This window comes from Pantoea folii (assembly GCF_056678875.1).
Map to the genome: position 1 here is coordinate 1 of NZ_JBWXON010000018.1, position 14,659 is coordinate 14,659.

The 14,659-nt window shown below is 54.2% G+C and carries 13 protein-coding genes and 1 tRNA gene; 13 read left to right on the forward strand and 1 reads right to left on the reverse strand.

Annotated features, from left to right (window positions below; genetic code table 11):
* Position 1: 1 nt before the first annotated feature.
* Positions 2-77: transfer RNA gene (locus AC1MDE_RS19155), tRNA-Gly, on the forward strand.
* A 435-nt stretch (positions 78-512) separates the two neighbouring features.
* Here the strand turns inward: AC1MDE_RS19155 and queG are convergent.
* On the reverse strand, positions 513-1,652 hold the full coding sequence (queG, locus tag AC1MDE_RS19160) for a tRNA epoxyqueuosine(34) reductase QueG (protein WP_097119483.1): 1,140 nt from the start codon (positions 1,650-1,652) through the stop codon (positions 513-515).
* Here queG and nnr point away from each other — a divergent pair.
* The 12 genes from nnr to nsrR all read left to right on the forward strand — a co-directional run bounded on the left by nnr (position 1,651) and on the right by nsrR (position 14,658).
* Positions 1,651-3,168 carry a bifunctional ADP-dependent NAD(P)H-hydrate dehydratase/NAD(P)H-hydrate epimerase gene (gene nnr, locus AC1MDE_RS19165; RefSeq protein WP_479414299.1) on the forward strand — a complete coding sequence of 506 codons (1,518 nt, stop codon included), beginning with the start codon at positions 1,651-1,653 and terminating at the stop codon, positions 3,166-3,168. The genes queG and nnr overlap by 2 nt on opposite strands.
* Positions 3,169-3,171: 3 nt before the next feature.
* Positions 3,172-3,648, forward strand: a complete 477-nt coding sequence (gene tsaE, locus AC1MDE_RS19170) for a tRNA (adenosine(37)-N6)-threonylcarbamoyltransferase complex ATPase subunit type 1 TsaE (protein ID WP_034829377.1) — start codon at positions 3,172-3,174, stop codon at positions 3,646-3,648.
* Positions 3,645-5,294: an N-acetylmuramoyl-L-alanine amidase AmiB gene (gene amiB, locus AC1MDE_RS19175; RefSeq protein ID WP_058959554.1), complete on the forward strand. Its 1,650-nt coding sequence runs from the start codon at positions 3,645-3,647 to the stop codon at positions 5,292-5,294. Before tsaE ends, amiB begins: the two co-directional genes overlap by 4 nt.
* A gap of 42 nt (positions 5,295-5,336) precedes the next feature.
* Positions 5,337-7,205 carry a DNA mismatch repair endonuclease MutL gene (gene mutL / locus AC1MDE_RS19180; protein ID WP_480344986.1) on the forward strand — a complete coding sequence of 623 codons (1,869 nt, stop codon included), beginning with the start codon at positions 5,337-5,339 and terminating at the stop codon, positions 7,203-7,205.
* On the forward strand, positions 7,198-8,139 hold the full coding sequence (gene miaA, locus AC1MDE_RS19185; RefSeq protein WP_034829369.1) for a tRNA (adenosine(37)-N6)-dimethylallyltransferase MiaA: 942 nt from the start codon (positions 7,198-7,200) through the stop codon (positions 8,137-8,139). Before mutL ends, miaA begins: the two co-directional genes overlap by 8 nt.
* Positions 8,140-8,249: 110 nt before the next feature.
* Positions 8,250-8,567, forward strand: a complete 318-nt coding sequence (gene hfq, locus AC1MDE_RS19190; protein ID WP_034829366.1) for an RNA chaperone Hfq — start codon at positions 8,250-8,252, stop codon at positions 8,565-8,567.
* Between the two features lie 80 nt (positions 8,568-8,647).
* Positions 8,648-9,928 (forward strand): ribosome rescue GTPase HflX, encoded by a 1,281-nt coding sequence (hflX, locus tag AC1MDE_RS19195; protein WP_034829356.1) that lies wholly within the window; start codon positions 8,648-8,650, stop codon positions 9,926-9,928.
* Between the two features lie 113 nt (positions 9,929-10,041).
* Complete coding sequence (gene hflK / locus AC1MDE_RS19200; protein WP_034829354.1) at positions 10,042-11,280, forward strand: FtsH protease activity modulator HflK; 1,239 nt, start codon at positions 10,042-10,044, stop codon at positions 11,278-11,280.
* Positions 11,281-11,283: 3 nt separating this feature from the next.
* Positions 11,284-12,288, forward strand: a complete 1,005-nt coding sequence (gene hflC / locus AC1MDE_RS19205) for a protease modulator HflC (RefSeq protein WP_034829352.1) — start codon at positions 11,284-11,286, stop codon at positions 12,286-12,288.
* Between the two features lie 58 nt (positions 12,289-12,346).
* Complete coding sequence (locus AC1MDE_RS19210) at positions 12,347-12,547, forward strand: DUF2065 domain-containing protein (RefSeq protein ID WP_034829350.1); 201 nt, start codon at positions 12,347-12,349, stop codon at positions 12,545-12,547.
* Positions 12,548-12,723: 176 nt separating this feature from the next.
* Positions 12,724-14,022, forward strand: coding sequence for an adenylosuccinate synthase (locus AC1MDE_RS19215; protein WP_034829348.1), 1,299 nt, complete (start codon positions 12,724-12,726; stop codon positions 14,020-14,022).
* A 192-nt stretch (positions 14,023-14,214) separates the two neighbouring features.
* Positions 14,215-14,658, forward strand: coding sequence for a nitric oxide-sensing transcriptional repressor NsrR (nsrR, locus tag AC1MDE_RS19220; protein ID WP_034829346.1), 444 nt, complete (start codon positions 14,215-14,217; stop codon positions 14,656-14,658).
* Position 14,659 lies beyond the last annotated feature (1 nt).

Sequence of the window (14,659 nt, forward strand, 5' to 3'; positions counted from 1 at the left end):
TGCGGGAATAGCTCAGTTGGTAGAGCACGACCTTGCCAAGGTCGGGGTCGCGAGTTCGAGTCTCGTTTCCCGCTCCAGATTTTCATATTCACTAATGTTATTTGCTCTCGGGCGTAATCAGACTTAAAACTGCTGCAGTCTTTATCGATCTTATGCGGCCTGGTTTTCTTTCTGGAAATTTTACGTACCGCCTTAGCACCAACGATGCCTGTAGTCTGTTGCAGTTATCTTACAGGTTATCCACAATGCGCCTGCAACGTACTGACGGCGTTTTACCCTATCTGCAAAACTGTTTTGAACAGAGTTATCCACAAGCTCTGGACAAGCCCCTGCGCGCAATATTCTACTTAAATGTTTACAGTAATCATTTAAATAATTGATTATTAATGAATTAAAGGTATTTCAGTCTGTGAATAGTCTTGGTAGACGATATAATGATCCTCGTCACTATTCGGCTTTATAATTTTATTCACAGCATGTGGAAAAGGATTTTATCCTGCGCGATTGGTTAATCACGCATCACGGACCAGGCCTTTCTCGACGGCGCGCACTAAGCGCTGTTTCTTCGCGGGCTGAACATCCACGCTCTGTGCCGCACGCCTCTGTAATTGCTGCGTGATGGCCCAGTCAATATGCTCATCCAGCATGGCGTTTTCACCGCTACGCATTTGCAACGCCGCCAGATTTTCTTCTGCCCAGGGCGCATTGCCCAATGCCACTGCGATGTTCCTCAGCCAGCGTAAGTGGCCGATGCGGCGAATCGCAGAGCCTTCAGTGACTCGCAAGAATTTCGCTTCATCCCACTTGAAGAGATCCACCAACGGCGGCGCGTGCAGCACCGCGCGCGGCGAGAAATCATCTTCATCGGTCAACTGACCATAACGATTCCACGGACAAATAAGCTGGCAATCGTCACATCCATAGATGCGATTACCAATCAGCGGGCGGAACTCTTCCGGTATCGCGCCTTCGAGTTCGATGGTGAGATAGGAAATACAGCGCCGCGCATCAACCACATAAGGTTCAACGATAGCGGAAGTCGGGCAAATAGTGATGCAGGCGACGCAGCGACCGCACTGTTCTTCCTGTGGCTGATCGACGGGCAGCGGCAAATCAATCAGCAACTCGCCGAGAAAGAACCAGGAACCGGCTTCGCGATTGAGAATGAGCGAGTGTTTGCCGGTCCAGCCCAGGCCTGCTTTGGCGGCAATCGGGCGTTCAAGGATGGGGGCGGAATCAACAAACGGGCGGAAATTGAGTTCGCCACAATGCGCCTGAATCATTTCTCCAAGCTTTTTCAGGCGATTGCGCAATACTTTGTGATAATCGCGGCCCAGCGCATAACGGCTGACATAGCCCAGCTGAGGATTTTTTAAGGTGCTGGCAAACGCCGCTTTGGCCGGAAGGTAGTTCATGCGCACGCTGATCACGCGCAGTGTGCCGGGCAGGAGTTCATGGGGACGCGCACGCATCATGCCGTGTCGCGCCATCCAGTCCATCTCTCCGTGATACTGCTTCTCCAGCCAATCCTGTAATTTGGGCTCTTCAGCGCTAAGATCGGTATCGCAAATACCAACCTGCTGAAAGCCGAGTTCGCGCCCCCACTGTTTAATTTGGTGGGCAAGCTGTTGAAGATCGAGAGGGTATGACATGAGAAACCAGGCAATTGAAGCAAACCCGCGCAGTTTACCACACTCTGTCTGGCCTGCGCAGGCGATAGGGCAACTGGAGCGCGATGCGGCGGATAGCCTGGGTTTAACCTTGTACGAATTAATGCTGCGCGCCGGGCAGGCGAGCTATGAGCGAGTGCGGGCACAGTGGCCGCAGGCGCAGCACTGGCTGATTCTGTGCGGACAGGGTAATAACGGGGGCGATGGCTATGTGGTGGCGCGGCTGGCACAGGCGGCAGGATTGCGCGTCACATTGCTGGCGTGCAGCGGTAATCAACCCTTGCCGGAAGAAGCGCAGCAGGCGCAAGAAGCCTGGCTGGCGGCGGGCGGGGTGATACATGCCCCGGATGCGTCATGGCCGCAAAACATTGATGTGATCATCGATGCATTGCTCGGCACCGGCATCAATCGTGCGCCAGCCGCGCCTTACGCTGAATTGATTGATCTGGCCAATGCACATGCCGCGCCCATCTTCGCAGTCGATATTCCATCGGGATTGGATGCTGCCACCGGCACCACGCCTGGCAATGCCATCAACGCGGATGACACCCTAAGCATGATTGTGCTCAAACCGGGGCTGTTGACCGGCAAAGCTCGCGATCATGTGGGTCGCTTACATTGTGATGCGCTTGGCCTTAACACATTCCTCGCGGGCGAGACGGCCCCCATTCAACGCTACGATGCGGCTGATCTGGTGCACTGGCTGAAACCAAGAAAAGCCACTTCGCACAAAGGTGACCATGGACGTTTAGTGGTAGTGGGAGGGGATACTGGCACCGCCGGGGCGATTCGAATGACGGCGGAAGCGGCGCTGCGCAGTGGTGCTGGGCTTGTGCGCGTGCTCACGCATGAAGATAATATCGGCCCGATTCTGACCGCTCGGCCGGAGCTCATGGTCGATGCGCTACGTGAAGAAACGCTGGAACAGGCCCTGCAATGGGCTGACGTGATCGCTATCGGGCCCGGACTGGGACAACGTGAGTGGGCTCAGAAGGCACTGAAAAAAGTCGCGGCCAGTGAAAAGCCGATGCTTTGGGATGCTGATGCGCTTAACCTGCTGGCAATCAAGCCGGATTACCGTCAGAATCGCATCATTACTCCGCATCCTGGCGAGGCCGCACGGCTGTTAGGCGTGAAGACCAGTGAGGTCGAACGCGACCGCTTACAGGCGGCGCAAACGCTCGCTAAACGTTACGGCGGTGTGGTGGTGCTGAAAGGCGCAGGCACGATCGTGACCAGCGCGGCAGGTGACATCGCGATTGCGGATGTAGGCAATGCGGGGATGGCATCCGGCGGCATGGGCGATGTCCTGAGCGGTATCATTGCGGCCATGCTAGGCCAGAAACTGACTTTACTTGAGGCAGCCTGCGCGGGCTGTGTCGCACACGGTGCAGCAGCTGATGCAGTTGCCCGGCAGCGCGGTACGCGCGGCATGTTAGCCACTGATTTGTTCGAACTGCTGTGGCAGTTTGTTAATCCAGAGATGATCCAACAATAAAGCATGAAAACCTGTGTTATCCCTTTGCCCGATGAGGCGGCAACCCTAAATCTGGGTGCGCAACTTGCCCGCGTTTGCAGCAGCGCGTTGGTGATCTATCTTTATGGCGATCTCGGCGCCGGTAAAACCACGTTTAGCCGCGGCTTTTTGCAGGCGCTTGGCCATCAGGGTAACGTCAAAAGCCCAACCTATACGCTGGTGGAGCCGTACGAACTCGGCTCACGCACGCTGTATCACTTCGATCTTTATCGCCTGGCCGATCCTGAAGAGCTGGAGTTTATGGGTATCCGCGATTACTTCAGCGGGGATGCATTGTGCCTGGTCGAATGGCCGCAGCAGGGCGCTGGCGTATTACCCGAGCCCGATCTGGCATTGACGTTGCGTTACGTGGATGCGGCGCGAGAAGCGGAGATCAGCGCGGTTTCTGCAGTGGGTGAAACGCTGCTGGCCCAGTTCCAGCAAGGCAGGGAATCGGCATGACTTCATGGATGAAAGGGATTCTGCTGGCTGCGCTCTGTCTCGTTTCTGCTTCGGCGTTGTCTGCCAGCTTGTCAGATATCAAAGTCGAAAACGGCGACAGTCAGGCAACCGTCACGCTGAGCTTTAACGGCCAGCCCGTATATGGCTTCTTCCCGCTGCATAATCCCAATCGCGTGGTGCTGGATATTCGTCAAAGTGGCGCGATTAAGGGCTTACCGCTGAACTTTAGCGGCGAAAACATCGTACAACGCATTCGCAATAGCCAGCCGAAAGATAAACAGAGTATTCGTTTGGTGTTCGAACTGACGCAGGCGGCGCACACGCGTGCTACCACTCAGCGTGATGGCAATCAGTATCGCGTGGTGTTTACCATTCGCGGTACGCAACCGGCAAAACGCAGCACTGCTGCCGCACCGGTGACCACCGCTCGCCAGAGCGAGAGTGCGGCGAATCCCTTTAATGCCAATCCGGTGACCACCGTCACCAGCAGCAACACCACGGTACGTCCGGGTGGCGCCGTTTCACGCAATGACAGGGTGATTGTGGCGATTGACGCCGGCCACGGTGGTCAGGATCCCGGCGCATCGGGCCAGCATGGCCTGCACGAGAAGAACGTCACCATTGCCATTGCGCGCAAACTGAAAGCGCTGATGGATCAGGACCCGATGTTTAAGCCCGTGCTGACGCGAAACGGCGATTACTTTATCTCGGTGATGGGTCGTTCCGAGGTGGCGCGAAAAGAGAATGCCAATTTACTGGTATCGATTCACGCCGACGCCGCGCCCAACCATTCGGCGACCGGCGCATCCGTTTGGGTGTTATCAAACCGCCGCGCCAATAACGAAATGGCGAACTGGCTGGAACAGAAAGAGAAGCAGTCCGAATTGCTGGGCGGTGCCGGTGATTTACTGGCAAACAGCCAGGCTGATCCTTACTTAAGCCAGGCGGTACTGGATCTGCAATTCGGGCATTCACAGCGCGTTGGCTATGATGTCGCGGTGAAAGTGCTGCAGCAACTGCGCGGCGTGACGCCGTTGCACAAACGTTTACCGGAGCATGCCAGCTTAGGCGTGTTGCGTTCCCCGGATATCCCTTCTTTACTGGTTGAGACTGGCTTTATCAGTAACGCGGCGGAGGAGCGGCTGCTTGGCAGCAGCGCGTATCAGGAGAAAATTGCTCAGTCGATTTATAAAGGACTGCGCAACTATTTCCTCGCGCATCCGCTGCAATCCATCCCAAAGGAGGAAAACCGGCCGCTGGACAGCGCACCAGCGGTTAGCGTTGCCAGCAACCCGGCAACCGGAACCGTGCAATACACTGGCGCGACGCAGCGCCATACGGTGACGCGTGGTGAGACGTTGTCAGGCATTGCCGCCAAATACGGTGTCAGCATGGCAACTCTGCGTGACCTCAATAGCCTGAAACGCGATGTGGTGTGGGTCGGGCAACGTTTGAAAGTCCCGGCAAAATCGGGCGTGAGCGTGACCGCTGCGAGTCGTCCTACCCGACACAAAGTGGTACGCGGTGATTCACTCACTGGGATCGCCGCTCATTATGGTGTCAGCCCCAAAGCCATCATGCAGGCGAATAATATGAAGTCGAGCAACGTGATGCTGGGGCAAAACTTAAAGATTCCACAATCCTGATTGCTGGCGCTGCGGCGCCAGTCTGCTTAAAGGATCACCACCATGCCAATACAGATTTTACCGCCGCAGCTGGCGAACCAGATTGCCGCCGGCGAAGTGGTTGAGCGCCCGGTATCGGTCGTAAAAGAGCTGGTGGAAAACAGTCTTGATGCCGGCGCGACGCGCATTGACGTTGATATCGAAAAAGGCGGCGCGAAGTTGATTCGCATCCGCGATAACGGTTGTGGCATCGCCAAAGCCGAACTGGCCATGGCATTGGCTCGCCATGCCACCAGTAAAATTGCTTCGCTGGATGATCTTGAGGCGATTATGAGCCTCGGTTTTCGCGGCGAAGCCCTCGCCAGTATCAGTTCGGTTTCACGCCTCACGCTAACCTCTCGCACCGCGGATCAACACGAAGCCTGGCAAGCCTATGCGGAAGGACGTGATATGGATGTCACGGTGAAACCTGCTGCACATCCTGTCGGGACGTCGCTGGAAGTGCTCGATCTGTTTTACAACACCCCGGCGCGGCGCAAGTTCATGCGCACTGAGAAGACCGAATTTACCCATATCGATGAAGTGATTCGCCGTATCGCGCTGGCGCGCTTTGACGTGGCAATTTCGCTGACCCACAACGGCAAGATGATTCGCCAGTATCGCGCGGTGGATCAGGAAGCGCAGCGTGAACGCCGTCTTGGCGCTATCTGTGGCACCCCCTTTATGCAACATGCTCTGCGCATTGACTGGCAGCATGACGATTTGGCGTTGCGTGGATGGGTGGCCGATCCCGCCGGGTCACGTCAGGTGACGGATCTGCAATATTGTTACGTCAATGGCCGCATGATGCGTGACAAGCTGATCAACCATGCGATTCGGCAGGCGTATCAGACGCAGTTGGGGGAAGATCAACAGCCCGCTTATGTGCTGTATCTGGAGATCGATCCCCATCAGGTTGATGTCAACGTTCATCCCGCCAAGCACGAAGTCCGTTTTCACCAGTCACGGCTGGTGCATGATTTCATCTGGCAGGGCGTCATGAGTGCTTTGCAGGCGAGCCGTGCCGCAGAGTTGCCCATCGCTCATGCGGAAGAGCCTGCGCCAAAGTGGCAGCCAGAGAACCGACAGGCCGCAGGCGCGAATCATTTTGCGCAACCGGCGAACACAACACGCAATAGCACCAGCTCCAGCAGCGGCGGTGCGGCAGCGGGAACGCACGCGGGTTGGCAGAATAAAGAGCCGGTGTATCGAGCTCGTGAAGGTGCCGCCTACCAGCAGTTAATGAAAACGCCTGTGGCCGAAACCCCTCGCGCCGCCGCGCCGCAACCGGCTCCCGTGCGTCAGCCTGAAGCACGCGAAGCGCCGTTGGCTGCACATGCGCAAAGTTTTGGTCGTGTGCTGAGCGTGATGCATGAGCAATATGCGCTGCTGGAACGGGGTCATCAATTACAGTTGTTGTCACTGAATGTGGCCTCACGCTGGCTGAAACAGGCCCAGTTACAACCGGAAGAAGAGGGCTTGAAACCTCAACCTTTACTGATCCCGGTCCGGCTGAAAATTGCCAAAGAAGAGTTGAATGTGATCGATGTTCAGGGCGCGTTATTGAGGCTGATGGGCATTGATTTACAACGAGAAGGTCAGCACGTCACCTTACGCGCCGTCCCTTTACCGTTACGCACACAAAATTTACAAATCTTGATTCCAGAACTGTTAGGCTACTTGGCCCGGCAGCAAGAGGTTTCTGCATCTGCGTTGGCCCAATGGCTGGCACGTCGTGATGATGCAGAACACGCTCACTGGAATCACTCGCAGGCGATTGCACTGCTGGCAGAGCTGGAAAGGCTATGCCCGCATCTGCTCAAGTCGCCGCCTTCAGGTCTGTTACAGACCATTGAGATTGAGAGCGCGATTAACGCGTTGAAGCATGAGTGAACTAAACCAGGCTAGCCGGCCAAAGGCAATTTTTTTGATGGGGCCTACCGCCTCCGGTAAGACGGCATTAGCGATTTCGCTGCGTCAGCAACTTCCGGTGGAACTTATCAGCGTTGACTCTGCCTTAATCTATCGCGGGATGGATATTGGCACGGCGAAACCGTCGGCAGAAGAGTTAGCACTGGCGCCCCATCGTTTGCTGGACATTCGCGATCCGGCGGAAGCGTATTCCGCCGCTGAGTTTCGTCGCGATGCGCTGGCAGAAATGGCGGAGATTACCCAAAAGGGTAAGATTCCGTTGCTTGTTGGTGGAACCATGCTCTACTTCAAGGCGTTGCTTGAAGGATTGTCGCCGTTGCCCTCGGCCGATCCCGAGGTGCGTCAGCGGATAGAGCAAATGGCGGCGGAGAAAGGGTGGGAAGCCCTACACCGCCAGCTGTGTGAAATCGATCCGGTCGCCGGTAGTCGTATTCATCCGAATGATCCGCAGAGACTTTCGCGAGCACTGGAAGTTTTTTTTATTTCGGGTAAAACTTTAACGGAACTGACAAAAACATCCGGCGAAGCGTTACCCTACGACGTGTACCAGTTTGCTATCGCTCCGGCGAATCGTGAACTGATACATCAACGCATTGCGTTGCGTTACGACCAGATGCTAGCGTCAGGATTTGAAGCGGAGGCTCGTGAATTGTTTGCACGAGGTGATTTGCATACGGATATGCCTTCCATTCGTTGTGTAGGTTATCGCCAGATGTGGTCTTATCTCTCTGGTGAAATCGATTACGACGAAATGGTTTATCGGGGAATTTGCGCCACCCGGCAGCTCGCTAAACGCCAGATGACCTGGTTACGTGGCTGGCCAAACGTCCATTGGTTAGACAGTGACGAGCCAGAATTAGCCCGTAATGCGGTGCTTCAGGTAGTTAGTGCGTAGCAGGGATGATTGTGTACAATTGGTCCGTTATCGTGCGCAAATTTTTACGCAGTTTTTCTGAACCACGGTTCTTAAAGTAACAAACAACAAGCATATAAGGAAAAGATAGAATGGCTAAGGGGCAATCATTACAAGACCCGTTTTTGAACGCATTGCGTCGTGAACGTGTACCGGTTTCGATCTATTTGGTGAATGGTATTAAGCTGCAAGGACAAATTGAATCCTTTGATCAGTTCGTCATTCTGTTGAAAAACACGGTTAGCCAGATGGTGTACAAGCACGCCATCTCTACAGTGGTTCCTTCTCGTCCGGTCTCGCACCATAGCAACAACCCGGGCGGTAGCGGTGGCAGCAGCAATTACCACCATAGCGGAAGCAACCAGGGCGCTCAGTCGCAGCCACAACAAGACGGCGATAACGCAGAATAATTTTGCGCTGCCGTGAAGCCAGGGCTGGGGAGCGAAAGCGTTTTCCCGTCCTGGTTATTTTATTTTAGCGAGGTTATAGCTTGTTTGACCGTTATGATGCCGGTGAGCAGGCCGTACTGGTACACATCTGGTTCTCCCAAGACAAAGAGCTGGAAGATTTGCAGGAGTTCGAAACTCTTGTCTCTTCTGCGGGCGTCGAAGCGCTGCATGTGATTACTGGCAGCCGTAAAGCGCCACATCCCAAATATTTTGTCGGTGAAGGAAAGGCAGTTGAAATTGCCGATGCGGTGAAAGCGAGTGGAGCATCGGTCGTATTATTCGATCATGCCTTATCGCCTGCCCAGGAACGTAATCTCGAGCGAGTGTGTGAATGTCGCGTTGTCGACCGCACTGGCTTAATTCTCGATATTTTTGCTCAGCGCGCCCGTACCCATGAGGGTAAATTACAGGTCGAGCTGGCACAGTTACGCCACATGGCAACCCGTTTGGTGCGTGGATGGACGCACCTTGAGCGCCAAAAAGGCGGTATTGGTTTGCGTGGTCCCGGAGAAACGCAGCTGGAAACGGACCGCCGCTTACTGCGTAATCGCATTAGTCTCATCCTTTCTCGCCTTGAGCGTGTGGAGAAGCAGCGCGAACAGGGCCGACAAGCACGTGCCAAAGCCGATGTGCCGACCGTTTCGCTGGTGGGATACACCAACGCCGGCAAATCTACCCTGTTCAATGCGGTGACGTCAGCCAATGTATATGCGGCCGATCAGCTGTTTGCGACCCTCGATCCGACACTGCGTCGCCTGAATGTGGCAGACGTGGGTGAGGTGGTTTTAGCGGATACCGTAGGGTTTATCCGCCATTTACCGCATGACTTAGTGGCGGCTTTTAAAGCCACACTGCAGGAAACACGTCAGGCGACGCTATTGCTGCACGTGATTGACGCCGCCGATTTGCGCGTCAATGACAACATCGAAGCCGTCAATGAAGTATTGGCTGAAATCGAATCGGATGAAATTCCCACGCTGTTGATTATGAATAAAATCGACATGCTGGACGGTTTTGTGCCGCGTATTGATCGTGATGAAGAGAATAAGCCGACACGCGTCTGGCTTTCTGCTCAGAGCGGTGAAGGTCTACCCTTACTTTGGCAGGCGTTATCTGAACGCTTAGCCGGTGAAATTGCGCAGTATGATTTACGTCTGCCGCCAGAAGCGGGCCGTTTGCGCAGCCGCTTCTACCAACTGCAGGCGATTGAGAAAGAATGGAATGAAGATGATGGTTCTGTAGGTATGCATGTGCGAATGCCGATCGTTGACTGGCGTCGTTTGTGCAAACAGGAACCGTCATTAGCCAGTTATATTGTTTGATATTGCCCTAACGCCTTTACCTAACTTGTTGAAAATTGCTGCAATTATTTCTCTGGGCCGCAATTCGAAAGAGGAAGGGTAAAAAACGTAAATACAATAAATGGAGTAGAAACATGGCGTGGAATCAGCCCGGAAATAACGGACAGGACCGCGACCCGTGGGGAAGCAGCAATAATCAAGGCGGCAACTCTGGGGGAAATAAGGGAGGGCGCGATCAGGGGCCTCCTGATCTGGATGATATCTTCCGTAAGCTGAGTAAAAAACTCGGCGGACTGGGCGGTGGCAAACAGAGTGACAACAATGGCCAGCGCGGCGGCGGTAGCGGTGGCAAACTGGTTGGCATCGTTGCCGTAGCCGCAGTGGTCATCTGGGCTGCCAGCGGTTTCTACACCATCAAAGAAGCAGAACGTGGCGTTGTGACCCGTTTTGGTAAGTTCAGCCATCTGGTTGAGCCGGGCCTGAACTGGAAGCCAACCTTTATCGATCAGGTGCGTGCCGTTAACGTTGAAGCCGTGCGTGAACTGGCCGCCTCTGGCGTGATGCTGACTTCGGACGAAAACGTGGTGCGCGTTGAAATGAACGTGCAGTACCGCGTAACCAATCCTGAGCAGTATTTGTATGCGGTCACCAGCGCTGACGACAGTTTGCGTCAGGCCACCGACAGTGCACTGCGCGGGGTGATTGGTCGTTCTACCATGGACCGTATCCTCACCGAAGGCCGTACCGTGGTGCGTAGCGAAACCCAACGTGAGCTGGATGAAACCATCCGTCCTTACAACATGGGTATTACCCTGCTTGACGTCAACTTCCAGGCGGCACGTCCACCGGAAGAAGTGAAGGCCTCGTTTGACGATGCCATCGCCGCACGTGAAAACCGCGAGCAGTACGTGCGTGAAGCAGAAGCTTATTCGAATGAAGTGCAGCCGCGTGCGAACGGGCAGGCGCAGCGTATTCTGGAAGAGGCCCGTGCATACAAAGAGCGCACGGTGTTAGAAGCGCAGGGTGAAGTGGCACGCTTTGCTTTACTGCTGCCGGAATATAAAGCCGCACCGCAAATCACCAAAGAGCGTCTGTATATCGAAAGTATGGAACGTGTGCTGAGCCATACGCGTAAAGTCCTGGTTAACGACCGTGGTAACAGCCTGATGGTGCTGCCGCTGGATCAACTGATGCGTGGTGGTCAGATTTCTGGCAGCCAGGCAGGCCAGAAAAACACTAATTTGATGAAGCTGCCTTCGTCTGGCAGCAGTGCCAGCAATGATGACTCTTCGTCTTATAGTCCGAGCAGCATCATGGACCAGCGTCGCGCCAATGCGTTACGCAACGATACCCAGCGCGCAGGGAGGGAGTAATCGATGCGTAAGCCAATTATTGCCGTAATTATTGTCGTCCTGGTGGCGCTGTACGCATCGCTGTTTGTGGTGCAAGAAGGTGAGCGCGGTATCGTGCTGCGCTTCGGTAAAGTTCTGCGCGATAGCGAGAACAAGCCGCAGGTTTATGAGCCGGGTCTGCATTTCAAGATCCCATTCATTGAAACTGTGAAGTCGCTGGATGCACGTATCCAGACCATGGACAACCAGGCCGATCGCTTTGTTACCAAAGAGAAGAAAGACCTGATCGTTGATTCCTACATCAAGTGGCGTATCAGTGATTTTAGCCGCTACTACCTGGCAACTGGCGGTGGTGATGTTTCTCAGGCTGAAGTGCTGCTGAAACGTAAGTTTAGTGACCGTCTGCGCTCTGAGATGGGTCGCCTGGATGTGAAAGACATCGTGACGGATTCACGTGGTCGTTTGACCACCGACGTGCGTGATGCGTTGAACACCGGTACCGCAGGCAGTGATGACGAAGTGCAGACGCCAGCCGCAGATGATGCGATTGCCAGCGCGGCAGCCCGCGTAGAGCGTGAAACCAACAGCAGCGAGCCAGCACCGAATCCGAACAGTATGGCTGCCCTGGGTATTCAGGTGGTTGACGTACGCATCAAGCAGATCAACCTGCCAGCTGAAGTGTCTGATGCTATCTACAACCGTATGCGCGCTGAGCGTGAAGCGGTTGCCCGTAGCCAGCGCTCACAAGGTCAGGAAGAGGCTGAAAAACTGCGTGCTCAGGCGGATTACCAGGTCACACGTACTTTGGCTGAAGCTCAGCGTCAGGCATTGATTTCACGTGGTGAAGGTGATGCGCAGGCAGCAAAACTGTTTGCAGATGCTTTCGGTCAGGATCCTGATTTCTATGCCTTTATCCGCAGCCTGCGTGCTTACGAGAACAGCTTCTCTGATAACCAGGATGTGATGGTGTTGAGCCCGGATAGCGATTTCTTCCGCTTTATGAAGGCACCGACTAACACCGCGCGTTAAGAACTGATATAACCTTGAGGCCGACAATGTTGTCGGCCTTTTTTTTGGGAAAAATAGAATGAACACAACCATCTGGATGGCGCTGGCATTAGTACTGGTGCTGGAAGGGCTGGGTCCGATGTTTCTGCCGCGTATCTGGCGCCGCATGATTCTGTCTATGGCGCAGTTGCCCGATCGCATCCTGCATCGTTTTGGTGGTGGATTAGTGGTAGCGGGCGTGGTGATTTATTACATGCTGAGCGTGCACGCGAGCGCATAGCGTTAAATTTGAGCGATAACGCACGGCTAAATTGTGTCTTGCAGTCGATGTTTCCCCCAACATGTTGTATTGATCAAAACGCGGGCAAAAAACCGCGCAATCGTATGCTAAAAGTGCTGAAAGTGAGCAAAACCGATGGTAGAATCCATTTTTAAGCAATCGGTGATTTTGAAAAAATGGGTAAGAACGTCGTCGTACTGGGCACCCAATGGGGTGACGAAGGTAAAGGTAAGATCGTAGACCTTCTGACTGAACGCGCGAATTTCGTTGTGCGTTACCAGGGTGGCCACAATGCAGGCCATACACTTGTCATCAACGGTGAAAAAACCGTCCTCCACTTAATTCCATCTGGCATCCTGCGTGATAACGTGACCAGCATCATTGGTAATGGTGTTGTATTGTCGCCTGAAGCGCTGATGAAAGAGATGAAAGGTCTGGAAGAGCGCGGTGTGCCGGTACGTGAACGTCTGCTGATCTCTGAAGCATGTCCACTGATTCTGCAATATCACGTCGCGATGGACGTGGCGCGCGAAAAAGCGCGTGGCGCCAAAGCGATTGGTACCACCGGTCGTGGTATCGGTCCAGCTTACGAAGATAAAGTTGCACGTCGCGGTCTGCGCGTGAGCGATCTCTTCAATAAAGAAACCTTCGCCGTTAAGCTGAAAGAAATCGTCGATTTCTACAACTTCCAGCTGGTTAACTACTACAAAACTGATGCGGTTGACTACGAAAAAGTGCTGAGCGATACGTTGGCTGTGGCTGACATTCTGACCAGCATGGTGGTTGACGTTTCTGACCTGTTGGACGGTGCGCGCAAGCGTGGCGATCTGATCATGTTCGAAGGCGCACAGGGTACGCTGCTGGATATCGACCACGGTACTTATCCGTATGTGACCTCGTCTAACACCACCGCAGGTGGCGTGGCGACGGGCTCCGGTATTGGCCCACGTTATGTTGATTACGTGCTGGGTATCGTTAAAGCTTACTCAACGCGTGTTGGTGCGGGTCCATTCCCTACCGAACTGTTTGACGAAACTGGCGAGTTCCTGTGTGCACAGGGCCACGAATTTGGCGCGACCACCGGTCGTCGTCGTCGTACCGGCTGGCTGGATGCGGTTGCCGTTCGTCGCGCAGTACAGATCAACTCCCTGTCAGGTTTCTGCATGACCAAACTGGACGTGCTGGATGGCCTGAAAGAAGTGAAAATCTGTGTGGCTTATCGCATGCCGGATGGCCGCGAGATGACCACCACGCCACTGGCAGCGGAAGGTTGGGAAGGTATTGAGCCAATCTACGAAACCATGCCAGGCTGGAGCGAAACCACCTTTGGTGTGAAAACGCTGGAAGGTCTGCCACAGGCCGCGCGTGACTACATCAAGCGTGTAGAAGAAGTGACCGGTGTGCCGATTGATATTATTTCAACTGGCCCGGACCGTAGTGAGACCATGATTCTGCGCGACCCGTTCGACGCATAATCTGACATGGCCGGACACTGTCCGGCCTTTGTTTATCCGCTCTTTGACTCCGCTCACTCTCTTTTTTCTTGCAATTATCGATACTTGCTTAAGAAAAAACGCACCGGCTTCCACGCTCTGGTTTATCATCATACTTAAATACCACGCCGACCGGCGCATAACCCTAACGCCCGATGATTCACCGAGGTATATGTGCAGCTAACGAGTTTCACCGATTATGGTCTGCGTGCGCTGATTTACATGGCGACGTTGCCGGAAGGTAAGCAGACCAACATTACCGAAGTCACCGATACCTACGGGGTGTCGCGTAACCATATGGTTAAAATCATCAACCAACTCAGCCGGGCTGGCTTTGTCGCCGCGACACGCGGTAAAAACGGCGGAATTCGTTTAGGCATGGACCCGGAAAAAATCGTCATTGGTCAGGTAGTGAGAAAAATGGAGCCTTTGCAGCTGGTGAACTGTGAGGAGTGTGCCATCACACCGGCCTGTCGTCTGCGCAAGGCGCTGCACGATGCGGTCCAGTTATTCCTCAAAGAGTTGGATAACTATACATTGGCCGATCTGGTCAAAGATAACGATTCACTGTACCAAATTTTATTGTCCGAACCGCCGGTGGCAATCCAAATTAAATGAC

What these genes read in the sequence shown, in the direction of transcription:
- miaA (WP_034829369.1), top strand. Translation starts at nt 7,198, where the DNA reads ATGAGTGAACTAAACCAGGCTAGCCGGCCAAAGGCAATTTTTTTGATG.
- AC1MDE_RS19215 (WP_034829348.1), top strand. Translation starts at nt 12,724, where the DNA reads ATGGGTAAGAACGTCGTCGTACTGGGCACCCAATGGGGTGACGAAGGT.
- mutL (WP_480344986.1), top strand. Translation starts at nt 5,337, where the DNA reads ATGCCAATACAGATTTTACCGCCGCAGCTGGCGAACCAGATTGCCGCC.
- hflK (WP_034829354.1), top strand. Translation starts at nt 10,042, where the DNA reads ATGGCGTGGAATCAGCCCGGAAATAACGGACAGGACCGCGACCCGTGG.
- tsaE (WP_034829377.1), top strand. Translation starts at nt 3,172, where the DNA reads ATGAAAACCTGTGTTATCCCTTTGCCCGATGAGGCGGCAACCCTAAAT.
- queG (WP_097119483.1), bottom strand. Translation starts at nt 1,652, where the DNA reads ATGTCATACCCTCTCGATCTTCAACAGCTTGCCCACCAAATTAAACAG.
- nnr (WP_479414299.1), top strand. Translation starts at nt 1,651, where the DNA reads ATGAGAAACCAGGCAATTGAAGCAAACCCGCGCAGTTTACCACACTCT.
- hflC (WP_034829352.1), top strand. Translation starts at nt 11,284, where the DNA reads ATGCGTAAGCCAATTATTGCCGTAATTATTGTCGTCCTGGTGGCGCTG.
- AC1MDE_RS19210 (WP_034829350.1), top strand. Translation starts at nt 12,347, where the DNA reads ATGAACACAACCATCTGGATGGCGCTGGCATTAGTACTGGTGCTGGAA.
- hfq (WP_034829366.1), top strand. Translation starts at nt 8,250, where the DNA reads ATGGCTAAGGGGCAATCATTACAAGACCCGTTTTTGAACGCATTGCGT.
- amiB (WP_058959554.1), top strand. Translation starts at nt 3,645, where the DNA reads ATGACTTCATGGATGAAAGGGATTCTGCTGGCTGCGCTCTGTCTCGTT.